This window comes from Nocardia sp. alder85J (assembly GCF_020176955.2).
Classification (GTDB): Bacteria; Actinomycetota; Actinomycetes; order Mycobacteriales; family Mycobacteriaceae; genus Nocardia.
Genome location: NZ_JAIUCZ020000004.1, coordinates 1 through 22,576, shown reverse-complemented (window position 1 = coordinate 22,576; position 22,576 = coordinate 1). Strand labels below are relative to the sequence as shown.

The 22,576-nt window shown below is 70.7% G+C and carries 22 protein-coding genes; 8 read left to right on the top strand and 14 right to left on the bottom strand.

Going from position 1 to position 22,576, the window contains the following annotated elements; genetic code table 11:
* Window positions 1–11: 11 nt before the first annotated feature.
* Window positions 12–956: an ABC transporter permease gene (locus LBW94_RS16045; protein WP_225059421.1), complete on the bottom strand. Its 945-nt coding sequence runs from the start codon at window positions 954–956 to the stop codon at window positions 12–14.
* Window positions 956–1,720 (bottom strand): GntR family transcriptional regulator, encoded by a 765-nt coding sequence (locus LBW94_RS16040; protein ID WP_225059420.1) that lies wholly within the window; start codon window positions 1,718–1,720, stop codon window positions 956–958. Before LBW94_RS16040 ends, LBW94_RS16045 begins: the two co-directional genes overlap by 1 nt.
* A 582-nt stretch (window positions 1,721–2,302) precedes the next feature.
* On the opposite strand from LBW94_RS16040, the gene LBW94_RS16035 reads away from it, so the two are divergent.
* The 4 genes from LBW94_RS16035 (at window position 2,303) to LBW94_RS16020 (ending at window position 5,330) form a co-directional block, all read left to right on the top strand.
* Window positions 2,303–2,959 carry a HEAT repeat domain-containing protein gene (locus LBW94_RS16035; protein WP_225059419.1) on the top strand — a complete coding sequence of 219 codons (657 nt, stop codon included), beginning with the start codon at window positions 2,303–2,305 and terminating at the stop codon, window positions 2,957–2,959.
* A gap of 15 nt (window positions 2,960–2,974) precedes the next feature.
* The gene (locus LBW94_RS16030; protein ID WP_225059418.1) at window positions 2,975–3,976 is read left to right on the top strand and encodes a HEAT repeat domain-containing protein; all 1,002 of its coding nucleotides are present in this window, start codon (window positions 2,975–2,977) and stop codon (window positions 3,974–3,976) included.
* 26 nt (window positions 3,977–4,002) lie between these two features.
* A complete protein-coding gene (locus LBW94_RS16025) occupies window positions 4,003–4,362 on the top strand; it encodes a hypothetical protein (RefSeq protein ID WP_225059417.1) in 360 nt (119 codons plus the stop codon).
* 146 nt (window positions 4,363–4,508) lie between these two features.
* Window positions 4,509–5,330 carry an IclR family transcriptional regulator gene (locus LBW94_RS16020; protein WP_225059416.1) on the top strand — a complete coding sequence of 274 codons (822 nt, stop codon included), beginning with the start codon at window positions 4,509–4,511 and terminating at the stop codon, window positions 5,328–5,330.
* Window positions 5,331–5,492: 162 nt separating this feature from the next.
* Here LBW94_RS16020 and LBW94_RS16015 read toward each other — a convergent pair whose 3' ends face one another.
* From LBW94_RS16015 to LBW94_RS15965, 11 genes are all read right to left on the bottom strand, one after another.
* Window positions 5,493–5,639 carry a hypothetical protein gene (locus LBW94_RS16015; protein WP_225059415.1) on the bottom strand — a complete coding sequence of 49 codons (147 nt, stop codon included), beginning with the start codon at window positions 5,637–5,639 and terminating at the stop codon, window positions 5,493–5,495.
* A gap of 291 nt (window positions 5,640–5,930) precedes the next feature.
* Window positions 5,931–7,106 carry a dihydroorotase gene (locus tag LBW94_RS16010; protein WP_225059414.1) on the bottom strand — a complete coding sequence of 392 codons (1,176 nt, stop codon included), beginning with the start codon at window positions 7,104–7,106 and terminating at the stop codon, window positions 5,931–5,933.
* Window positions 7,107–7,181: 75 nt separating this feature from the next.
* Window positions 7,182–7,400 (bottom strand): hypothetical protein, encoded by a 219-nt coding sequence (locus LBW94_RS16005; RefSeq protein ID WP_225059413.1) that lies wholly within the window; start codon window positions 7,398–7,400, stop codon window positions 7,182–7,184.
* A 26-nt stretch (window positions 7,401–7,426) separates the two neighbouring features.
* The gene (locus LBW94_RS16000) at window positions 7,427–8,791 is read right to left on the bottom strand and encodes an FAD-binding protein (RefSeq protein WP_225059412.1); all 1,365 of its coding nucleotides are present in this window, start codon (window positions 8,789–8,791) and stop codon (window positions 7,427–7,429) included.
* A 40-nt stretch (window positions 8,792–8,831) separates the two neighbouring features.
* The gene (locus LBW94_RS15995; RefSeq protein WP_225059411.1) at window positions 8,832–9,464 is read right to left on the bottom strand and encodes an aspartate/glutamate racemase family protein; all 633 of its coding nucleotides are present in this window, start codon (window positions 9,462–9,464) and stop codon (window positions 8,832–8,834) included.
* A complete protein-coding gene (locus LBW94_RS15990) occupies window positions 9,464–10,882 on the bottom strand; it encodes an MmgE/PrpD family protein (protein WP_225059410.1) in 1,419 nt (472 codons plus the stop codon). Before LBW94_RS15990 ends, LBW94_RS15995 begins: the two co-directional genes overlap by 1 nt.
* 107 nt (window positions 10,883–10,989) lie before the next feature.
* Window positions 10,990–11,691: an ABC transporter ATP-binding protein gene (locus LBW94_RS15985; RefSeq protein WP_225059409.1), complete on the bottom strand. Its 702-nt coding sequence runs from the start codon at window positions 11,689–11,691 to the stop codon at window positions 10,990–10,992.
* Window positions 11,678–12,412, bottom strand: coding sequence for an ABC transporter ATP-binding protein (locus tag LBW94_RS15980; RefSeq protein WP_225059408.1), 735 nt, complete (start codon window positions 12,410–12,412; stop codon window positions 11,678–11,680). The genes LBW94_RS15985 and LBW94_RS15980 overlap by 14 nt, the downstream gene beginning before the upstream one ends.
* Complete coding sequence (locus LBW94_RS15975; protein WP_225059407.1) at window positions 12,409–13,458, bottom strand: branched-chain amino acid ABC transporter permease; 1,050 nt, start codon at window positions 13,456–13,458, stop codon at window positions 12,409–12,411. Before LBW94_RS15975 ends, LBW94_RS15980 begins: the two co-directional genes overlap by 4 nt.
* Window positions 13,455–14,474: a branched-chain amino acid ABC transporter permease gene (locus LBW94_RS15970; RefSeq protein ID WP_225059406.1), complete on the bottom strand. Its 1,020-nt coding sequence runs from the start codon at window positions 14,472–14,474 to the stop codon at window positions 13,455–13,457. The genes LBW94_RS15975 and LBW94_RS15970 overlap by 4 nt, the downstream gene beginning before the upstream one ends.
* Window positions 14,471–15,721 carry an ABC transporter substrate-binding protein gene (locus LBW94_RS15965; protein ID WP_225059405.1) on the bottom strand — a complete coding sequence of 417 codons (1,251 nt, stop codon included), beginning with the start codon at window positions 15,719–15,721 and terminating at the stop codon, window positions 14,471–14,473. The genes LBW94_RS15970 and LBW94_RS15965 overlap by 4 nt, the downstream gene beginning before the upstream one ends.
* A 228-nt stretch (window positions 15,722–15,949) precedes the next feature.
* Here LBW94_RS15965 and LBW94_RS15960 point away from each other — a divergent pair, with 228 nt between their 5' ends.
* From LBW94_RS15960 to LBW94_RS15945, 4 genes are read left to right on the top strand one after another with little or no spacing between them, the layout of a single operon-like run.
* Window positions 15,950–17,137 (top strand): CaiB/BaiF CoA transferase family protein, encoded by a 1,188-nt coding sequence (locus LBW94_RS15960; RefSeq protein WP_225059404.1) that lies wholly within the window; start codon window positions 15,950–15,952, stop codon window positions 17,135–17,137.
* Window positions 17,134–17,976 (top strand): HpcH/HpaI aldolase/citrate lyase family protein, encoded by an 843-nt coding sequence (locus tag LBW94_RS15955; protein WP_225059403.1) that lies wholly within the window; start codon window positions 17,134–17,136, stop codon window positions 17,974–17,976. Before LBW94_RS15960 ends, LBW94_RS15955 begins: the two co-directional genes overlap by 4 nt.
* Window positions 17,973–18,794, top strand: coding sequence for a cyclase family protein (locus tag LBW94_RS15950; RefSeq protein ID WP_225059402.1), 822 nt, complete (start codon window positions 17,973–17,975; stop codon window positions 18,792–18,794). Before LBW94_RS15955 ends, LBW94_RS15950 begins: the two co-directional genes overlap by 4 nt.
* The gene (locus LBW94_RS15945; RefSeq protein ID WP_225059401.1) at window positions 18,791–20,194 is read left to right on the top strand and encodes an MmgE/PrpD family protein; all 1,404 of its coding nucleotides are present in this window, start codon (window positions 18,791–18,793) and stop codon (window positions 20,192–20,194) included. Before LBW94_RS15950 ends, LBW94_RS15945 begins: the two co-directional genes overlap by 4 nt.
* 79 nt (window positions 20,195–20,273) lie before the next feature.
* Here LBW94_RS15945 and LBW94_RS15940 read toward each other — a convergent pair whose 3' ends face one another.
* Window positions 20,274–22,238, bottom strand: coding sequence for a potassium transporter Kup (locus LBW94_RS15940; RefSeq protein ID WP_225059400.1), 1,965 nt, complete (start codon window positions 22,236–22,238; stop codon window positions 20,274–20,276).
* Window positions 22,239–22,576: the final 338 nt, after the last annotated feature.

Below are 22,576 nucleotides of genomic sequence, written 5' to 3'. Positions count from 1 at the left end.
GCGAAGGGTGGTCAGGCGCGGATGCGAGGGTCGATGACGCCGTGCAGCGCATCGACCACCAGGTTGACCAGCACGAAGGCGAAGGCGGAGACCAGCACCCCGGCCTGGATCACCGGCAGGTCCCGCTGGGTGATCGACTGGTAGACCAGCAATCCGATTCCGGGCCAGGCGAATACGGCCTCGACGAACACCACGCCGCCGAGCAGATAGCCGATCTGCAAGCCCGCCACCGTCAGCAGCGAGGGTACGGTGTTGTGGAAGGCGTGCAGCATCACCCGGTTCCGGGACAGCCCGCGCGCTCGCAGCGCCTCGATGAAATCCATGCTCATCACGTCGAGCACCGCCGAGCGGAACATGCGCGCGATGATCCCGGCGGGTACCAGCGCCGCGGTGATCGCGGGCAGGATCAGATGGTTGAACAGATCACCGAAACCGCCGTCGCCGTTGGGATTGTGCATGCCGGCGACCGGGAACAGGCCCGCCTGTGAGGCCAGGTAGATGATCAGCAGCAGCCCGATCGAGTACTGCGGCACCGAGATCGAGAACAGGGCCAGCGCATTGCCGATCCGGGCCGCGATCCCGTTGCGGCGCAGACCGGTCAGCGCTCCGACCGCCAGCCCCAGCACCAGCGCCAGCACGGCGGCGGCGACGGTGAGCACCAGCGTGTTCTTCAACGCGTCCAGCACGATCGGCGCGACCGCGGTGTGCCGGGTCATGCTGGTGCCGAAATCGCCGGTGAGACTGTGCCAGAACCAGGACACGTATTGCACCGGCACCGGTTTGTCGAGGCCGAGCCGGGCGTGCAGCGCGGCGCGGGCCTCGGGACTGCCGGTGGGTCCCAGCATCGAGGCGACCGGATCGCCGGGAATGATCTTGATGGTGATGAAGATGACGATCGAGACACCGATCAGAATCGGAATCGTCATCAGCAGTCGTCGTCCGAAATATCCGAGCATCACGTCTCCTGGGCCGATGGATGCGGGCGACGCTGCCGGCTGTGACGGGGAAGTTGTGCCAGCAGTGCGATGCGATCGCCGCGCACCCGGGCGAAGGCGTATTCCAGCGGCTGTCCGGTCCGGTCGCGGACCAGCCGCTCGAACAGCATCAGCGGGGCGCCGGGCAGCACGTCGAGCAGACCGGCCACCTCGTCGTCGGCGAGGATCGCCTCCACCGCCTGATCGGTGACGCCGATCTCGAAACCCGCTGCCTCGTAGACCTGATACCACTCGGTGACCGACCGGCCGCGCTCCACCACCCGGATCAGCGGCAGCGGCACGTAGGCGGTGCACACGTAGTACGGCTCGTCGCCGAAGACGGCCAGATATTCGATGACCCCGCACTCGCTGCCGCGCGGCAGGCCCAGCCGGTCGGTGACGCGCGGCGCGGCGACCTCCCGGGTGACCGTCAGGATCCGATGCGAGACCCGTTCCAGCGCGGGCTCGGGACCGTGCAGATGACTGAACGCGTGCCGCACCTTGGAGGCGACCGAGAACGTTCCCGTCCCCTGCACCCGCTTGATGAGCCCTTCTTCGCGCAACAGACCCAGCGCGTCGCGGATCACCTGCCGGCTCGCGCAGAACGACAACATGAGTTCGGCTTCACCCGGCAGCGCACCCGCGGGGAACTCCTCGTGAACGATCGCCGCGCGGAGCAGATCTCGCACCCGGCGGGCCGAGTTCAAACGGCGTCTCGTCCGAGGATCCATCCTGACCTGCTTCATGACAAGAAGGGTGCGCTGGCAAATAATCGATCGAAAGCCTGCACCGGTAACGCCGTAGTTAAGCCGGAAGTGCGGGCGCTGCACGTGCGCCGGCCTGGGACGATTGCCGACCGAGCGGTTCGAAACGCCGGATGTCGAGACCGTCCGGCCGGAAGTTTCGGGACATATTCGCCCGGCGCGGACCCTCAGTGTGCCATTCGTTAACGGATGACGCGCCAGGGCGGGGCGATGCCACGCGTGGATTACCCACCGCGACAGCACTGTGCGCCCCGCGATGCTGTGATCTGCATCGCATTCGGCCCGATGGGTGCATATCACTGTAGCCCGCCGGATGCGCGGCGCTTGCCCGGATCCGACGACCGTCCACCCCCGCCGCACACCGGGTACACCGCACTGCACTCGAATATCGTTGCCGTGCTGCTCATTTCGCCTGAAGAAGCACCCGCGCCGCTCGTTTCACCTGAAGATGCACCCCGCGCCGCACCTCGCCACGGCACATCCGATCCGGTCCGCCCGCAGCACCGGAGTTGACCTTGACACGGTGACAAGGCGTTCAGTGGCACTCGAAGGAGGTGGTTGCTCGTGAACACGACCATCCACGGCGAGCCCGACGCTCGCCTCATCGACGCCCTCGCCGCCCCCGACTCGTCGACCCGGCTGCGCGCGGCCCTGTCGGCGGGCACGCAGGGCGATCCCCGCCTCGCGGCCACGCTGATCGCCCGCTGCGCCGTCGAACCGGACTTCTTCGTCCGCGACATGCTGACCTGGGCACTGTGCCGGTTACCGGCGGAGATCACGCTGGCGCGGCTGCTGGCCGAACTCGATTCCGCGACACCCCAGGCCCGCAGCCAGGCCCTGCACACCCTGTCGAAGATCGGCGACCGCGGCGCCTGGCCCGCGGTGTCGGCCCGGCTGCACGACGCGCACGACGACGTCGCCCTCAGCGCATGGCGAGCCGCCGCCGCACTCGTCCCACCCGAGGCCGAGAGCGCGCTGGCCGGCGAACTGGCGGCCGAACTCGGCCGCGGCGACGACACGATGCGCCGGGGCCTCGCCCGTACACTGGCGGCACTCGGCGAGGCCGCCGCACCGGCCCTGGCCGTGGCCCTGACCGCCGCCGACCCGCAGGTGCGCGCGCACGCGGCGGCCACCGAGCGGCTGCGGCAGGATCCGGACAGCGCGTTCACCTTCTCGGTCGAGCTGGCCAAACGGGTCGCGGTGACCGGCCCGGACGCCTGAAGAGGAGGCGGCACGATGTTGATCGGCGAGGTCTCGCGGCGCTCCGGCGTCAGCACCCGCATGCTGCGTCACTACGACGCGCTCGGCCTGGTGCAGCCCACCGGCCGCACCTCCGGCGGCTACCGCGAGTACTCCCCCGCCGACATCCGCCGCCTCTTCGACGTCGAATGCCTGCGCACCCTGGGCCTGTCGCTGCACGATGCCAAACGCGCACTGGACGATCCGATCTTCGCCCCCGCCGACCTGGTCGGCGACCTCATTCGGCACACTCGCACCCGGATCGCCGCCGAACAGGAGTTGCTGCGCAGACTCGAACGCGTCGACGCGGCCGCCCCCGCGCAATGGGAGGACGTGATGGGCATCGTCACCCTGTTGCGCGCACTGGAATCCGACTCCGCGCCACACCGTCAGCAGGCCGTGCTGGCGCAGCACGAGGTCGCGTCGCTACCCATCGCGGCGCTCGTCGAAGCCGCACTGGCGGAGGACGACCCCAACGTCGCCGGCGCCCTGCGCTGGTCGCTGGCGCGGGCCGCCGGTGCGGGCCTGGCGGAGCTGGCCGTCGGGCTCGAATCGCCGGATGTCCGGGTGCGGCGCCGCGCGGTCGACGCGATCGCGGCGGTACCCACCGCCGCGGCGGCGACCCTGTTGCACACGGCCGTCGGCGATCCCGACACCGTCGTGCGCGACCACGCGGCCCTGGCCCTCGGTGCCCGCCGCGACGCCGCGGCGATACCCACCCTGCTCGCGATGGTCCACGCGGGCCGCTCCGACGTCGAAGCCGCCGAGACCCTGGGCCTGCTGGCCGCGGACGACCCGGCCGCCATCGTCGGGGCCATGTGCGACTCGCTGGACACCAGTGCCGACACGCCGACCCGGCTGCGAATCACCCAGGCGCTCGCCGAGATTCCCGGCACCGCCGCGCGGGACGCGTTGACCCGGCTCACCACCGACGGCGACCGGACCATCGCGGCGACCGCGGCGGCGATCCTGCGCGCACCCGATCGCCGCACCCGATAGGGCGTGCCCCGGGCCATACTGGTCCGGTGCGCCGAGCCTTCGTCCACGATGCGGTCCTGACCATGACGGCCGACGACGACGTGCGGGCACCGGGTGCCGCCGTCACGGTCGCGCTGTGCGGGCACTGGGAGCACGAGCCGCCCTGTCCGCTCGCGCCACACCACACCGACACCCGGCGCAGCGGCGACGAGGTGCGCCTGCGGGTGCTGTTCGCCGCGGAACCCGATGCCGAGGCGGAGGTTCGCGGCCGGATCGAGGCGGCGCTGGCCCGGTCGATCTTCACCGGACCGGACGGCCGCGTCACCCACTGGGATGTCCGCAGCGCACGGTCCGGCCGACTGCGCGACGACGAACTCCCGCACGCCGAGCAGCTGGTTCACCACTGAGTTCGCGACCCGGGCCGGAACGCGACACCGAGGAGCTCATCTCGTGCCGCCCACCGGAACGATTCGGCAGAAGAACGGTACAGTGAGCGCTAACCGCACGATGATCGTTTCCCTCAACGGAACGCAGATCCCGAGGACTGTCGACTGTGACAATCAAGAGTACCGCCGGACGCCGGCCCGCCCCGGCGGCAGACAACGCCGGAACCGAGGCCGCGGCCCGGGTCGCGGACGTGCTGCTGCTGTTCACCGGCGGTCCCCGCTACCTCGGGGTGAGCGCGATCAGCCGGGAACTGGGGCTGTCGAAGGCGGTGGTGTACCGGATCCTGCAATCGCTGGTGTCGCGCGATGTGCTGGCCACCGACGAAGGGGTGTCGGGATATCGGCTGGGGACGGCCGCGGCGGCGCTGGGGGCCAGTGCGCTGCGGCGATTCGACGCGCGCACGGTGGCGACGCCAGTGCTGCGCCGGCTGCGCGACGAGACCGGCGAGACCACCACCCTGTCCGGGCTGGTCGGTGACGAGCGGGTCTACCTCGATCAGTTCGAGAGCCCGCGCGAGATCAAGATGACCGTCGAGCTCGGGCGGCGGTTCCCACTGCACGCGGGGTCGTCCGGCAAGGTGATCCTGGCGTTCCTGCCCGAGGAGCGGCGCGAGACGTTGCTGCACCGGCCGCTGAACTCGTTGACGGACAACACGATCACCGACGAGACCCGGCTGCGGGCCGCGCTGGCCGACGCCGTGCGCGAAGGGGTGGCCGTATCGCTCGGTGAGCGCCAGGCCGGTGCGGGCTCGGTCGCGGCGCCGCTGTTCGGGCCGGGCGGCGAGGTGCAGGGCTCGATCAGCATCTGCGGGCCGCAGTACCGTTTCACCCCCGAGGCGATCGACCACTACCGCGCGCTGATCCGCGCGGCCGCCGAGGAGATCCGGACCAACTGGAGCTGGTTGCGCGCGCAGCCCGGCCGCGACTGATCCGGCGAAATCGGTTCCGGCGCAACCGGATCGAAGCCGTCACGGCCGATGCGGCACCGGACGTCGACCGCGGGATCGCGCCGGTCCGGATCTCACCACTGTCCAGGCGCGGCCGGGCACGGTGCGACTGCGCGGCCGCGTCACCGAGTTCGATCGTGGTCGTCACGTCCCCGGTTCGACAGGGCCGGTGGACGGCGTGAACGCGGCCATGAGCAGGTGCCGGACCGTGCTGCGGCTGGTCGCGTCGTCGAGCATCATCGAATCGGGATCGCTGTACCGGTGCATGGCGAACCATGCGATGGTCTCCACGATGAATCTGGCTGCGGCCGGTACATCCGGAACCGACCGCAACGTGCCTGCCCGGATCCGCTCCTGCAAGAATTCGGACAGATGCTCGAGCAATGGCCCGGCGCCGTTGCACGAAGTACATCCGCGCCAATTCGGGTAGTTCGGCCGCACACCACTCGACCAGTTTCAGGACATGCCGGTTGCGGTCGATGAATTCGTAGAGTTCATCGATGATCTCGCCGAGTTCCACGTCCACCGGCCGGGTGGCCGGCTGAGCCACCGCCTGCCCGAGCGGCGCCGCGCGCGGCGCGATCAGCGGCCGCGGCGCAGGAACGTGCCGATCGGGTCGCCGACCACCTTGCCGTCGGTGAACACCTGGTGGCCGCGGACGAAGGTGTCGGTGACGCGGGCGGTCATATCGAAGCCCTCGAACGGGGTGTACTCCTGGGTCGACTCCGAATCGGCCGCTCGCACAGTCCATTCCACGTTCGGGTCCACCAGGGCGATGTCGGCGTCGTAGCCCTCGGCGATGGTGCCCTTGGTCGGCAGACCGTAGCGCCGGGCCGGGTTCCACGACAGCAGCTGCGCGATGCGCTGCAACGACAGGCCGCGCTTGGTCCCCTCACCGACCAAGCCCGGCAGCAGGTACTCCGCGCCGCCGAAACCCGACTTGGCGAGGAACACGTCCCCGCGGTCGGCGCCGAACTTCAGTTCGTCGCGGCAGCAGGCGTGGTCGCTGACCACCCAGTCGATATCGCCGGCCAGCATGTGCCGCCACAGCGCCTCGACGTCCTCGCGCTCGCGCAGCGGCGGGTTCACCTTGCCGCCGATGCCGGAGGCGGTGTCCACGTCGGCCAGCAGGTGGCCGATGGTCACCTCGCGGCGGAAGTCGATGTGCGGGAAGGCGTTCTTCATGGTCAGCGCCGCCGACAGCGCCTTCTCCGACGACAGGTGCAGCAGGTTGATGTTCGGCAGCTGGGTCTCGTGCGCGAGATACGAGGCGATGGTGACCGCCAGGCCCTCCGAATGCGGCGGGCGCGAGGCGCTGTAGGCGCGCAGGCCGGTGAGCGTGCCCTCCTGCTCGACCAGCTTGGTGTAGGCGGTCATGATCTCGGCGGTCTCGCAGTGCAGCGACAGCGAGATGTGCGGCGCGTACTCGGTGAGGATCTCGCGGGCCTTCTGCACACCGCGCATGACGAATTCGAAGTGCGCGATGTCGTAGCGCTCGTCCGGCGGGATCATCAGGAAATCGCTCTGGCTGGTCGACCGGCCGTGCAGGCCGTGGCTGCCGTAGAACATGAAGATCTTGAACGAGGTGACGCCGAATTCCTCGACCAGGAACGGGATCTCCTCGATGTGCTGCGCGCTCATCGGGGCCAGGTGGAAGGCGTAGTCGACGTAGGCGTTGCCCTGCGACAGGCTCAGCACCTCGGGGAAGAAGTCCCGGTAGCTACCGCCCTTGTTCAGGTAGTACTGGCCGGTGCGCATGTAGGTCAGCGAGGTGGTGACGCCGCCCTGCGCGCTGGCCCGGCTCTCGCTGCGGGTGTCCTCGGCCAGTTCGTTCTAGATGCCCCAGTGCTGGTGCGCGTCCACCACGCCGGGGAAGGCCAGCAGGCCGCGGCCGTCGACCACCCGGGCCGCGTCGTCGGTGGGCAGGTCCGCCGCCACCCGGACGATCTTGCCGTCGTTCACCGCGATGTCGAGCAGCGCCGGCTGCGCGGTGTCGGGATCCTCGGGCCGCACGACCCGGACATTTTTGATCAGCAGTTCCGTTGTTGCCATGTCAGTCATATTCCTTCGCGTGAAATTCAGGCCGCCCGGCGAGCAACGTCGCCCGCGGCCAGGTACGCCAGCCCGAAGGCGGGCAGGAGCCCGTTACCGGGCAAATATCCGGCGGCGCCGTGACCGGAGATGCTCGCCGCGGCGCCGCCCGCGGCATACAGGCCGGGAATCGCCCGATCCTGCGCGTCGACCACGGCGGCCCGCTCGTTCACGAGCAGTCCGCCCTGGGTGTGGAACAGCGCGGGCACCACCCGCACCGCGGCCCAGCGGCCGGACAGCGGACGCTCCCAGTTGGTGCGGCCGTGCGGATCCGGCTGTTCGCCACGCGCGATCGCTTGCACGGCAGCCAGTTCCGCGACCAGCGCGTCGGCGGGCAACCCGGTCGCCGCCGCCAGGCCCGCCGCGTCGCCGGCCCACACCACACCGCCGGAGGCCACCACGTTCCGGAAGTCCTGGAACGCCTGGCACTGCTCGAAGACGGTCTCGTCGAACACGATCCAGCCGGTCGCGCCGGGCCGGGCCGCCAGTTCCGCGGCGTACTCGGAGTAGCCGCGGGTCTCGTTGCCGAAGCGGTGACCGGTGGTGTCGACCAGGACCGCGCCGTGGATGATCGTGGCCCACCCGAGCAGGGTGCCCGCATTCGCGGCGACCGCGCCGTGCCCCTGATAGGCGTCCAGGAATCCCGTTGCGGCGCCGAGCTTCTCACCGATGCGCAGCGCGTCGCCGAGCGACTGGTCACTGCCCTGGTAGAGCGCGTCCGCGATCTCCGGCAGATACCGTTGCACCAGATCGCGATCGGCGCCGAAACCGTTGGTGGCCAACAGGATCGCGCGAGTGGGGATCTCTTCCTCCACGCCGTCGGGATACCGGATCACCGCTGCGCGCACCCCGTCGGCCTCGGTGAGCACGTCGACCAGCTTCGCGGGAACGAGCATCTCGATGTTCTCGTGCTCGGCGACCCGGCGGGCCAGGTGGTCGATGACCCCGGACCCGTGCCGCCCCTCGATCGAATGGCAGCGCGGCACCGCGTGCCCCGGATAGTTGAAGTCGGTGACCAGCGACAGCGGCAGGCCGACCGAATCGTGCAGCCATTCCACGAGTTCCGCGCTCACCCCGGCCAGCGTCCGGGACAGCCGCGCCTCGGCCTGCCCCTCGGTCTTGGCCATGATGTCGGCGACGAAGGTCTCCGGGGAATCCTCGATCCCCGCCTCCCGCTGCCACCGCGACCCCGCACCGGGGAACATCGCGGTCGACATGGAGGTGTTGTTGCCGCGCCGGAAATGCTCGCTGGCCTCCACCACCAGCACGCTCAGCCCCAGCTCGGCGGCCCGCAACGCACCGGCCAGGCCGCCACCGGCGCCCGCGACGATCAGATCGGGTCCGTCGCTCATCGGGCCGCACCCGTCTTGTGGGACAGCGACATCCGGCGCATCACGCCTCCTCGACGGCCAGCACGCGCAGCGCCAGCTCGGTCGGGTCGACGATGCGGGCGGGTAGGTCGGCGGGTTCGACGTCGACGGCGGAGCAGCCGTTGATGACGGCGGTGGCGCCCTGCTCGGCCAGATCGCGGACCGCTGCACCGAGTGCCTTGTTCCAGACCTCGGTGTCGGCGATCGCGCTGAACGGGAGGTCCAGCACGCGACTGCCGGCGTAGTGGGCGCCCAGGCCGTAATCGGCGATGCGCTGGTCGAATTCGGCGGCGATGGCCTCGTTGCGGACCACCGCGCCGAAGCGGATTCCCTTGCCCGCCAGATGTGTTGCCGACAGTTTGAGCAGGCCGTGCACGGGCAGGGCGGTCTCGGAGACGGTGTCGGGGACCGCCGGGTCCAGCACGCAATCCGGGAAAGCGAGGTCGAAATCCGTTCCGGCGGTGGCCAGGACGGCTGCGACCTCGCGCTCGGAAGCCCGCACGGCGTCGCCCGTGTCCAGCGACGTCGGCGCGGCGGCGCCGACGTCGCGGAGTTCGATCCGCAGGCCCGGCGGCGCGAGCCGGTCGTAGCGGTCCTGCCGCCGCCGGATCTCCTCGGGCGGCAGATGGATGGGCGTCACCGCGAAGGCACGCATCAGTTCAGCTCCTTCTCTTCCTCATCCGAACCGGCCAGGCCGCGCAGCGCGTCGCCGACGCGTTGCCGACCCGGCAGGTCGTGGCTCAGTGCGACCGCGCGGTCCACCAGGCCGGGCTGCGTGGGCAGCCAGCCCTTCAGCAGCGTGATCACGTCCTGCTCGCTCAGCGGGTGATGGTCGGCGTCGCCGACCGGATTCGGGACCTCGCGCACCAGCGTGCCGCCGTCGGCGAACCGGACGGTGGCGCGCACGGCCCGCTCGGCGGGCAACCGGGCGGTGAGGTCGGCGGCGGCGACCAGCCGGACCCGCCGGGCCAGCTGTCGCACCGCGGGATCGTCCAGCTCGCTGTCCGGGCCGACCGTGCCGGTCAGCGCGGCGGTGGCGACCACGAACGGGGTGGAGAACATCGCCGACAACCGGTTCGACCATTCGGTGCCGGTCAGGCCCGCACCGAGCGCGTGGCTCTCCACCAGGATCTCGGTGATGGCCTCGGCCCGGAACCTGGGCTCACCGCGCAGCTCCAGCACGGCGTCGGCGGCCGGATGGGTGAACGAGCAGGACGCGTGCCGCTTGAAATAGCCGCGCGTGATGTCCCACCGCTCCCCCAGCTCGCCGGTCAGCTCCGCCGGATCGAACTGTCCGAGCAGGGTTCCCAGCGACAACGCGGCGGTGCCGGTGTTGCGGGCCATCCCCGCCGCCGCCATCCGCGCGGCGGCCAGACCGGACATCGCCGAGGCGCCCATCCACGCGTTGCGCACCGGGTTGCCGTCGGTCGCCGAATCGAAGTGCCCGGCGATCGCCATCCCCGCGCCGGCATCGATCGCCGCGGCCGTGGCCTCGGCCGAAAGTCCCAGCAGCCGTGCGCATCCCGCCGCCGACCCGGCGACCCCCCAGTTCCCGTGCGGATGCACACCCGGCCGTGCGCTGGTGGCCCGCCCGAACCGGGTCGCCACCTCGTAGGCGGCGAGCAGCGCGGCCGCGGTGTCCGCCCCCGAGCTGTCCAGTTCGGCCGCCAGCGCCAGCACGGCCGGAAACCCGTGCGCCGCAGGATGTCCCTTGGCGTACTTGTTCCCCTCGTCCAGCTCCAGCGAAACCAGCGCCATGCCGTTGAGCCAGGCCGCCGCATCGGTGGCCACCGACCGCCCGGCCCCGATCAGGGGCGCGGGCCCGGCCGGTGCGTGCCAGACCTCCCGCAGCGCACGGTGGTCCGGCAGCGACGCACCGACGGCGGTCACGCCGAACACATCCAGCAGCACCAGCGACAGACGTTCGACGACCTCGTCCGGCACCGCGGCCAAATCCAGCCCGGACACCCAGGCCCCGAGTACACCGGTGGCCGCTGCCGTCACGGATCCCGGATCCGAGGCCCGGCCCCCGGCGTCCGGCCGTGACGTCGCGACCCCGGTAGCTTCCGACACCTGCGCACCGTCCATGAATATCTCTGCCTCACTCGAAGATTCGTCATCAGCAGCACCGGCGGATTCGTCGTCACCGCCCCACCGGGCAGCGCGCGCGGATTCGGAGTTCACAGGCCCAGGTACGCCTTCCTGACCCGGGGGTCGGCGGCCAGTTCGTCGCCGGTGCCCTGCAACACGATCGAGCCGCTCTCCAGCACATAGGCCCGGTCGGCAATGGCCAGCGCCTGTTTCGCGTTCTGCTCGACCAGCAGCACCGACACCCCGGTGTCGCGGATGCGGCGGACGGCCTCGAGCATCAGCCAGGTCAGCTTGGGCGACAGGCCCGTCGACGGTTCGTCGAGCATCAGCAGTTTCGGCCCGGCCATCAACGCGCGGCCGATGGCGAGCATCTGCTGCTGGCCGCCGGAGAAGGTCTCCGCGACGGTGGTCCGGCGCTCGGCGAGGATCTCGAACAGCGCGTACACCTCGGCCAGCGACCGTTCGGCCTGTTCGGCCGTGCGGGTCCAGGCGCCCATCCGCAGGTTCTCCTCCACGGTGAGCGTGCCGAACAGCGCGCGGTCCTCCGGCACGTGCACCAGACCGGCGCGGACCAGCTGGTCGGGGCGCAGGCCGGCGGTCGGCGTGCCGTCGAAGGTGATCGCGCCGGACAGCGGTGCGATCTGGCCGCAGATGCTGCGCAGCGTGGTGGTCTTGCCGGCGCCGTTCGCGCCGACCAGGGCCACGATCTCGCCCGCGCCGACGCGCAGGTCGATCTCGTGCAGGATCTGCATCCGGCCGTAGCCGGCGGACATCCGCTCAAGCGTCAGCATGGGTCGGCTCCTCACCGAGGTAGGCGTCGATGACCCGGGGGTCGCTGGTGACCTCCGCCGGCGAGCCGACCGCGAGCACCCGGCCCTGGTCGAGCACGAGCACCCGATCGGCCAGCCGCATCACCGCGGCCATGATGTGCTCGATGAACAGCAGCGTCACGCCCTCCTGTTCGCGCAGCGAGGCGAGCAGGTCGAGCACCGGTTCGCGCTCGGCGGGCACCAGGCCCGCGAGCACCTCGTCCAGCAGCAGCACCGTGGGCCGGGAAGCCAGCGCGCGGGCCAGTTCCAGACGCTTGAGCCCGGCGGTGGGCAGTTCGGTGGACCGGCGGTAGGCCCACGGGCCCAGGCCGACGCGGTCCACCACGTCCAGCGCGTGTTCGCGCAGCGCGCGGGCGCCGAGCCGGTGGTGCTGGGCGGCCAGGCTCACGTTCTCCAGCACGGTCATGCTGCCGAACGGCCGCATCAGCTGGAAGGTGCGGACCATCCCGGCCCGCGCGATCTGCTCCGGCCGGGCGCCGGTGACGTCGCGTCCGGCGAACGACACCTGTCCGGTGTCGGGCCGGATCGCCCCGGCGACCACGTTGAACAGCGTGGTCTTGCCCGCGCCGTTGGGGCCGATGATGCCCAGGATCTCGCCCTCGTCGACGTGGAAGTCCACGTCCGACAGCGCCCGCAGCCCGCGGAACGCCTTGCCGACCCCGTCGACCTGCACGATGCTCATCGCCGCCACCTCGCCGCGATCGTTCCGACAATTCCCTTCGGCAACAGCCGCACGATGAGGATCAGCAGCACCGCGTAGAGCACGACGTCCAGGCCGCTGCGGCCCTTCAGGAAGTCCAGGAAATCCGGTGGGGTGCGCAGCAGCGTGGCCGTCACATCGGTCAGCGAGCCGACGATGATCGCGCCGACGATCGGACCCCAGATGGTGCCGATACCGCCGATCACCACCGGCACGATCGCCTGGATCGAGACCGCCGAACCGAAACCGAGGTCCGGGTTCACGAATAGGTAGTACTGCGTGTAGAAAGCGCCCGCGACCGCGGTGATCGCGGCGGACAGCGCCACGGTCATCAGCTTGTAGCGCATCACCGGGGTGCCCAGCGCGGCGGCGGCCAGTTCGTCGTCGCGGATCGCGGTGACGTAGCGGCCGGCCCGCGAGTGCAGGAAGGCGATGCTGATCGCGACCGCGGCCCCGGCCAGCACCAGCGCGACCCAGAAGTAGGCGCGCGAATCGGCGGGGAACTGGAGTTTCCACAGCGAGGAGCCCTGGATCAGCGGCACGCTGAAGCCGACCGACTTGTTGGCGAATGTGCTGCTGGTCACGATCAGCCGCAACATCTCGGCGAAGGCGAAGGTGGCCAGCGCGAAGTACGCGCCCTGCAACTTGTAGCGGAAGGAGAAGTAGCCGATGATCACCGCCACCGCGGCGGCCACGACCATGCCCGCCAGCATCCCGAGCCACGGCGAGACGTCGTGCTTCACCAGTAGATACGCGCTGGTGTACGCGCCGACCCCGAAGTAGGCCGCGTGCCCGAAGCTGAACATGCCGCCGAAGCCGCTCATGATGTTCCAGCCCACGGCCATCAGCGCGAAGATCAGGATCCGCACCGCGACCGCGCCCTGCGCCGAGGGCAGGATCGCCGGCAGCGGAATGGCGAGCAGCACCAGCACGGCGAGGATCGCGAACTGCCGGTTCGCGGGCCGCAGCGGCGGCGCCTTGGTCGACGCGCCCGCCGGACCGGCGATGGTGATGGCGCTCGAGTTCATGCCGCCTTCCTTCCGAACAGTCCCTGCGGGCGGAGGAAGAGCACCAGCACGAACACCACGAACACACCCAGCAGCGAGCTCTGGCCACCGAGGTAGATGGTGGTGAGCTGCTCGACCAGGCCGATCAGCAGACCACCGATGAGCGCGCCGACCACGTTGCCCATCCCGCCGAGCACCACCACCACGAACGCGGTGATGTTGAACTGCTCGCCGAGGGTGGGCGACACCGTCACCAGCGGCCCCGCCAGGGCCGCCGCGGCGCCGGCACAGGCGGTGCCGATCGCGAAGGTCACCATGTGGATGCGGCGGACGTTGATGCCCACCAACTGCGCACCCGTGCCGTTCGCGGCGACCGCGCGGATCGCGGTGCCCAGCCGGGTCTTGCGCAGCAGCCAGAACAGCACCCCGCCGAGTGCGATCGCACCGAGGAAGGCGTACAACCGCGAACCCGCGACGACCGCGCCGAACAGCGAGAACTGGAACTCGCCGGGCAACTTGATGCTCTTGGGCTCGGCGCCGAAGAACATCAGCAAACCGTTCTCCAGCAACAGCGACAGACCGAGCGTGATCAGCAGCTGATTCTCCAGAGAGCGGGCTCCGCTACCGGACAGCAGGCCACGATAGACGATCGCGCCGATCAGAAACAACGCGGGGGTGGCGATCAGCAGCGTGAGATACGGGTGCATGCCGGTGGCATCCACCATGCCGAACGAGATGAACATGGCGACGGCCAGCAGCGCGCCGTGCGCGAAGTTCACGATGTCGAGCACACCGAAGATCAGTGTGAGGCCCATCGCGATCAGCCCGTACAGACCGCCGGTCAGGATGCCGGTGACCACCGACTGCCAGACCACCAGCCCGCTGCCCGAGCGCAGCAGCGCCACCACGATGGCGACCACGAGGACGACGCCGACCACGCCGGCGCGGCCGAGGAAGGAACGGTCCACCGGGAAGCGGCGGGCCGGGGGTGCGGTGTCGGGATCGAGCACCGCCTGTGCTGTGTCGAGATTGCTCATGGCCGCCATGTCACCTGGTATTCGGGCCGGGATTCGGCCTTCTCGGGGGGATACACCTGCTTCACCTGCCCGGCCTGAACCTGCATCAGGACCGGTGCGGCGTTGCTGTTGTCGCCGTTGCCGGCGAATTCGATCGGGCCCTTGCCCACCGTCAGCGGTGCGACGTGGGCGGCGGCGATCGCGTCGCGCACCTGCTCCGGATCGGTGCTGCCGGCCTGCTCGACCGCCTGCGCGATCACCTGGACCGCGTCGTAGGCGAGCACCGCGCCGGTCCGCATCGGATCGCCGAAGCTGCGCTGGTACTGCTCGCGCAGGGCGGTGGTCGCCGGGTTGGTCGCGTCGTAATGGTAATTCGTGTTGAAATACAGCTCGCCGAGCTGTCCGGCGTCGGAGACGAACTTGGGCTGGTCGTAGGCGCCGTTGGAGACGCCCCACACCGCGGCGAGGTCCGGCTTCACCGAGGCGATCGCCTTGGCCGCCAGCAGGCTGTCGCGGTAGTACCCGGCGATCGCGAGCACATCCGCCCCGGACGCCTTGACCTGCGTGATCTGCGCGGTGAGGTCGCTGACGCTGGCCGCGTCGTAGCTGATGTTCGGGCCCAGCGCGATGCCGAGTTGCCGCGCGGCGGCGTCGAAGGCGTCGGCCGCGCCGCTGCCGAAATCGCTCTGCTCGTGCAGGAAGGCGACCTTGTGCACCGGCTTGCCGCTCTGCTCGGACACCTGCTTCAGGTACTGCGCGGCGGCGGTGGCGATCACCTTGCTGCCCGGCTGCACGCGGAACACGTACCGATAGCCGTGGGCGAAGATGGTGTCGCTCGCGGTCACGTCCATCACGAACGGCACCCGGTTGCGCTCGGCGACCACGGAGACGTTCGTGCTCACCGCGCTCTGATAGGTGCCCACCAGGCCGACGACGCCGGCCGAGATCACCCGCTGCGCCTCGCTCTGCCCGATATCGGCCTTGCCCTGGGTGTCGCCGGTGACCAGTTCGACCTTGCGGCCGCCGAGGGATTTGATCCCCCCGGCCGCGTTGATCGCGTCGACCGCCAGCTGCGCGCCACGGCGCATCTGGAGGCCGTCCACCGCATTGGAACCGCTGACCGGATGCAACGCTCCGATCTTGACCGGGCCCTGGTCGCGTTGACCGGCCGCGCCGGCGGCCCCCATCGGGGCCGAACCTCCGCATCCGGCCACGACCGCGAGCACTGCGCACGCACCGAGCGCGACGACGAGCTTTCGCGCGGACATGTCACCTCGTTCCGATTAGAGAAACGTTCTGCCTGATCCGGGCTATCGTGACACCCGCCACGGCTCAGGTCAATATCTCCTCGTAACTTGACGTACCCCCTCAATCAGTGCGAACTTGGTGACCAGCCGGGGACCGCCGCCCCGAAACCTGAAGTTCACAATCGTTCCTCTTGGCGGAACGGCGGAAATTGCTGGAGGAGCGCCAGGAGGAGAAAGGCAGGTACTCCCATGGCGGGCGCATTGTCCGGAATCCGGGTGCTGGACACGGCCACCCTGTTCGCGGGTCCGCTGGCGGCGACGATGCTCGGCGATTACGGCGCCGAGGTGATCAAGATCGAACACCCCGACGGCGATCCGGTCCGCAGCCACGGCGCCCAGCGCGACGGCGTCGGTCTGTGGTGGAAGATGCTGGGCCGCAACAAGAAAGCCATCACCCTCTACCTCGGCTCGCCGGAAGGCCAGGAGATCTTCCGCAAGCTGGTCGCCGACGCCGACGTGGTGATCGAGAACTTCCGGCCCGGCACGCTGGAGCGCTGGGGCCTGGGCTACGAGCGGTTACGGGAGATCAACCCCGGCCTGGTGCTCACCCGCGTCACCGGATTCGGCCAGATCGGCCCGTACGCCAAGCGCCCCGGCTTCGGCACCCTCGCCGAGGCGATGAGCGGTTTCGCCGCCATCACCGGCGACCCGGACGGCCCGCCGATGCTGCCGCCGTTCGGCCTCGCCGACGGAATCGCCGCGCTGACCACCGCTTTCGCGGTGATGACGGCCCTGCGCGCCCGGGAACAGACCGGCCACGGCCAGGTGGTCGACCTGGCGATCATCGAGCCGATCCTGACCCTGCTCGGCCCGCAGATCATCGCCTACGACCAGCTCGGGCAGCTGCAACCGCGCACCGGCAACCGGTCCACCAACAACGCCCCGCGCAACACCTACCGCACCCGCGACGACAGCTGGGTCGCCATCTCCACCAGCGCGCAGTCCATCGCGGAACGGGTGATGCGCCTGGTCGGCCGCCCGGAGTACATCGACGAACCGTGGTTCGCCACCGGCGCGCAACGGGCCGAGCACGCCGACGAACTCGACACGGCCGTCGGCTCCTGGATCGCCGCGCGGGACCGCGACGAGGTGGTCCGGGCCTTCGAGGAGGCCCAGGCCGCCGTCGCGCCGATCTACAACGCGGCCGACGTGCTGGCCGACCCGCAGTACGCGGCGCTGGGCACCATCGCGACCGTCGAGGACGCCGAGCTGGGCCCGGTCAAGATGCAGAACGTGCTGTTCCGGCTGTCCGAGACGCCGGGCGCGATCACCTCGGCCGGCGCCCCGCTGAGCGCGGACACCGCCGAGATCCTCGGCCGCTACGGCGTGGACGCGGCGGAACTGGCCCGGCTGCGGGACAAGGGCGTCGTCAAGTGACCCCGCGCAGCTGGCTCTACGTCCCCGGCGACCGGGCGGACCGCATCGGCAAGGCCCTCGCCGGGCCCGCCGACGCGGTGATCCTCGATCTCGAGGACGCGGTGGCGGCGGCGGACAAGGACCTCGCGCGGCGCAACGTGCTGACGGCGCTGGCCGCCGGGCCCGCCGCGTACGTGCGGATGAACGCTCCGGACAGTGCGGCGGGCGCGGCGGATCTGCGCGCGCTCGCCGCTGCCCCCGGAGCGCTCGCCGGGGTCCGGGTCCCCAAATGCGAGGACCCCGGCGAGCTGCGCCGGGTGGCCGACACGCTGGGCGTGCCGGTCTACCCGGTGCTCGAATCGGCGCTCGGCGTCGAGCACGCGCTCGCGCTGGCGACCGCGCATCCGCTGGTCGCCGGCATCTCGCTCGGTGAGGCCGATCTGGCCGCCGATCTGCGAGTGGCCGGCGGCGAGGCGCTGAGCTGGCCGCGATCGCGGATCGTGGTCGCCGCGCGCGCGGCCGGGCTGCCCAGCCCGGTGCAGAGCGTGTGGACCGCGGTGCGGGATCTGGACGGCCTGCGCGGCAGCACGGCGGCGGGGCGGGCCGCCGGATTCTTCGGCCGGTCGGTCATCCACCCCGCGCAGATCCCGGTCGTGCACGAGGTGTGCGCGCCGGACCCGGCCGAAACGTCCTGGGCCCGTGAGCTGATCGAGGGGCTCGCGGAGTCCGGGGCCGCCTTCGTCGACCGCGACGGGCAGTTCGTCGACGCCGCGATCGTCGCGCGCGCCCGCTGGCTGCTCGAGATCGCCGACGCCGGTAACCAGCACGACCAGATATTCGAGGAAGGTCACCACTCATGACAGGCACCCAGGACCCGCTGCTGGCGGCGGTATCGGGCGGGGTCCGGCTGATCGAGCTCGGGCAGCCGTTCTTCACCGGTATGCCGTGCTCGCCGAACCATCCGGGCTTCCGGATGACGCTGATCCGCCGGCACGGCGACATGCAGCGTCCCGACGGCGGTTCCGCGGCCAACGAGATCATCGTGACCGGCGGGCACGTCGGCACCCACATCGACGCGCTGTCGCACGTCAGCCACTGCGGCAAGCTGCACGGCGAGGTGGACGCGGCACAGGCCCAGCAGGGCGGCGTGTTCACGACCCACGGCGCCGAGAACCTGCCCGGCCTGCTGCGCCGCGCGGTGCTGCTGGACGTGGCGGCCGTGCACGGCGTGCCCACCCTGGAACCCGGATACGGAGTGACCGCGGCCGATCTGGACGCCGCGGCCGAATTGGCCGGAGCCACACCGGGTCCCGGCGATGTGGCGCTGATCCGCACCGGCTGGGCCCGCAACTTCGGCGATCCGGCCACCTACATGGGCAAGGAATCCGGCGTGCCGGGTGCGAACGTCGACGCCGCGCAGTGGCTGGCGTCCCGCGGCATCGTCGCCACCGGCGCGGACACCACCGCATACGAGCAGATCCCGGCCGGCGCCGGGCACGCCGTGCTGCCGGTGCACCGGATACTGCTGGTCGAATCGGGCATCTTCATCATGGAGCACCTGAACCTGGAGGAGATCGCGGACAGCGGTGTGCGGGAGTTCGTCTTCCTGCTGGCCCCGCTGCGCATCGTCGGCGGCACCGGTTCCCCGATCCGTCCGCTCGCGGCGGTATCGGCATGACGCAGACGATCGTGCAGCGGCTGGCCCGATTCGCCTCGGACGTAAGAGAGAACGGGCTGCCGCCGGAGTTGCGGGCCGACGCGGCTCGCCGGGTGCTGGACGTGCTCGGCAACAGTCTCGCCGCCACCGCGGAGAAACCCGGTCGGGCGGTCGGTGAACTGGTCCGCGAGTGGGGCGGTTCCGGCCGCGCCACCGCCCTCGGTTCCGGCGATCGGCTGCCCGAGCCCAGTGCCGCGCTGGTGAACGGAACCCTCGCGCACTCACTGGATTTCGACGACACCCACCTGCCGTCGGTACTGCACCCGTCGGCGTCGGTGGTGCCCGCGGCGCTCGCGGTGGCCGAGGCACGCGGGGCCTCCGGTGCCGCGCTGCTGGACGCGATCGGCGTCGGCGTCGAGATCACCGTGCGACTGGGCATGGCCGGATACGATGCGGCACTGGGTAATTCGGTCTTCTTCGAACGCGGTCTGCACGCGACCGCGATCTGCGGCGCTCTCGGCGCGGCGGTGGCCGCCGCGATGCTGTCCGGGGTGGACGAGGCCGGTATCGCCGACACCCTCGGCATCGCGTCGAGCATGGGTTCCGGTCTGCTGGAGGCGAATCGGACCGGCGGCACGGTGAAGCGGGTGCACTGCGGCTGGGCCGCGCACGCCGCGGTGGCCGCCGCGGGCATGGCCCGCTTCGGCGTCACCGGGCCGCCGACCGTGCTGGAGGGCAGATTCGGCCTGCTGCAAGCGTTCTGCGGTGACCAGTCCGATCCCGGCGCGATCGTGGCGGGTCTCGGTGAGCAGTGGGAGCTGCCCGGCATCTTCTTCAAGCCGTACCCCTGCAACCACTTCACGCACGCCGGCATCGACGCCGCGCGGGCGCTGCGGGCCCGCGGCATCACCGCCGCCGACATCGAAGCGCTGGAACTGGGCGCGCCGACACCGGTATTGCGCACCATCGGCGAACCGCGCGCGGACAAGATCCACCCCGGTTCCGGCTATCACGCCGCCTTCTCCGGCCCCTACACGGTCGCGGCGGCCCTGCTCGGCGGCGGCGGACTGGGCCTGTTCCACGACGACTTCACCGACGCCGCGGCCGCCGACCCCGAGCGACTCGCGTTGGCCGCCAAGGTGACCTGCGTCCCGGACGCGCGCTGCGACGAGATCTTCCCGCATCAGTTCCCCGCGGTACTGCGGGCCCGGCTGCACGACGGCCGGGTGCTGGAGGAACGCGTCGACGTCAATCGCGGCGGCGCGGCCAACCCGTTGTCCGCCGACGAGCTGGCGCTGAAGTTCCGGCTCAACGCCACCCGCGTGGTGACCCCCGACATCGCCGACCGGATCACCACTGTCACCTACGGTCTCGCGGAACTCGAGGATCTGGCCGAGCTCACCGGCCTGCTGCACGCCTGATCCGCGCAGGACCGCCGATCAACGACGATCGGTGCACCGAGGTGGAGGGACCCGAATCCGTCGGGCCCTCCACCCCCGGCTACACCTGGAGCTGGTACGCCAGCACCACGGTCCGCTCGCGCGGCAGGCCGAAGTATCCGGCGGCGTCGGCGGCCAGGTACGAGGTGGCGATGAAAAGCCTTTTGCGCCAGCGCATCATGGTGCGCGCCGGACCCGGGCTCAACTCGATGGTGGACAGGAAATACGACGCCGAGTCGAGGTCCAGCGGGCCGTCGGTGGCGGCGGGATCGACCGCGGCCAGCGCCTGCGGCACGTCCGGGGTCTCCAGATAGCCGTAGTGCAGGGTCACGTGCGCGATGCGGTCGTGCGCCGGGCCCAGATGCTCGACCACCAGCCGTTCCGTCGCGGGCACCCGCGGCACCGGTTCCACCTCGAGGGCCAGGATCACGATGTGCTCGTGCCGGACGTGATTGTGTTCCACGTTGGCGCGCAACGCCAGTGGCGCGGTCCGCTTGTCCCGATCCAGGAAGACCGCGGTACCGGGCACGCTCACCGTCGGCGGGGTCCCGGCGGCGAGCCGGTCGACGAACCGGTGCAGCGGCCCCTCGCGCGCGATCCGCTCGGCGGTGACGATCTCCCGGCCGCGCTGCCAGGTGGTCATGACCACGAAGATGCCCGCGCCGATCAGCAGTGGCACCCACGCCCCGTGCGTGAACTTGGTGATATTGGCGGCGAAGAACAGCAGATCCACCGCGAGCAGCGGCGCCGCACCGGCGAGCGTCAGCCACCACGGCAGGTTCCAGCGCGCCCGGGCCAGGAAGAAGAACAGCAGCGTGGTGATGGTGATGGTGCCGGTCACCGCCATCCCGAAGGCGTAGGACAGCGCACTGGAACTCCGGAACGCGAACACCAGCGCCAGCACCGAGACCAGCAGCAACCAGTTGACCCACGGCACGTAGATCCGGCCCGGCCGCGACGCCGAGGTGTGCGTGATCCGCAGCCGCGGCAGATAGCCCGGCCGCGCCGCCTGCGACGCCACCGAATACGCGCCGGTGATCACCGCCTGCGCCGCGATCACGGTGGCCAGCGTCGCCAGCAGCACCACCGGCAGCCGGGCCCACACCGGGGCCAGCAGGAAGAACGGGCTCGCCGCGTGTGCGGGATCGTCGAGGATCAGCGCGCCCTGCCCGAGATAACTCAGCGTGCACGCCGGGAACACCAGCACCAGCCAGGCCCGGGTGATCGACCGCCGCCCGAAGTGGCCCATATCCGCGTACAGCGCCTCGGCGCCGGTGACCGCCAGCACGATCGCGGCCAGCGCGAAGAACGCCGTACCGAAGTGGCCGGCCAGGAACCGCAGCGCGTACACCGGTGACAGGGCCGCGAGAATGCCCGGCCGCCGGGCGATCCCGGCGATACCGCAGGCGCCGATCGTCGCGAACCACACGATCATGACCGGGCCGAACAACCGCCCCACCACACCGGTACCGCGCTGCTGCACCAGGAACAACGCCACGATGATCACCGCCGTGACCGGCACCACGAACGGCCGCAGCGAGGGCTGCACCACCTGCACCCCCTCCACCGCCGACAGCACCGAGATCGCCGGAGTGATCATGCTGTCGCCGAAGAACAGTGCGGCGCCGAAGATTCCGAGGGCGGCCAGCGCCGCCACCAGCCGCCGCCCGCGCCCGGCCCCCCAGCGGCGGACCAGCGTGATCAGCGCCATGATGCCGCCCTCACCGTCGTTGTCGGCCCGCATCGCCAGCAGCACATAGGTGACCGTGACGATGATCGTGACCGACCAGAACACCAGCGACACCACCCCGAACACGGCGTCGGTGCTCACCCGCGTCGGATGCGAATCACCGGGATCGAACACGGATTTCAGGGTATAGATCGGGCTGGTGCCGATATCGCCGAACACCACGCCCAGCGCGCCCACCGCGAGCCCCCACCGGGCCGTGTCGCGCACGGCAGGCTCGTCGGAGCGGCGGACCACGAACGCCGGACCGCCGCCGACCGTCCCCTGCACGCCGACCATGCCGCTCCTCTCGTCACCGGATGCGCCACAAGCCTTCTGCCGGAATCGCCGCGGCCCACGCGGACGACGGCGACCGGACCCGGCGGCGGGACGCCACCGGCCCGGAGGAATGCGCGCGAATACCCCGGCAATACCGCCCGATTCGACGAATATTCCTCAGGCGATCTGTTTTCTCCGCGGCTCCGCCGCATTTCCGGACCTCCGAGGACTTCCGGGAATGCCCGGAAATATCGGAAGTACACCTCGGGACCGCCCGCTTCCGGTAGCCGTATCCGGCAGCGCCCCGGCGCAATGCGCACCCGTCACGGAAACGCCCGTGCGCCGGGGACATTCGTCCC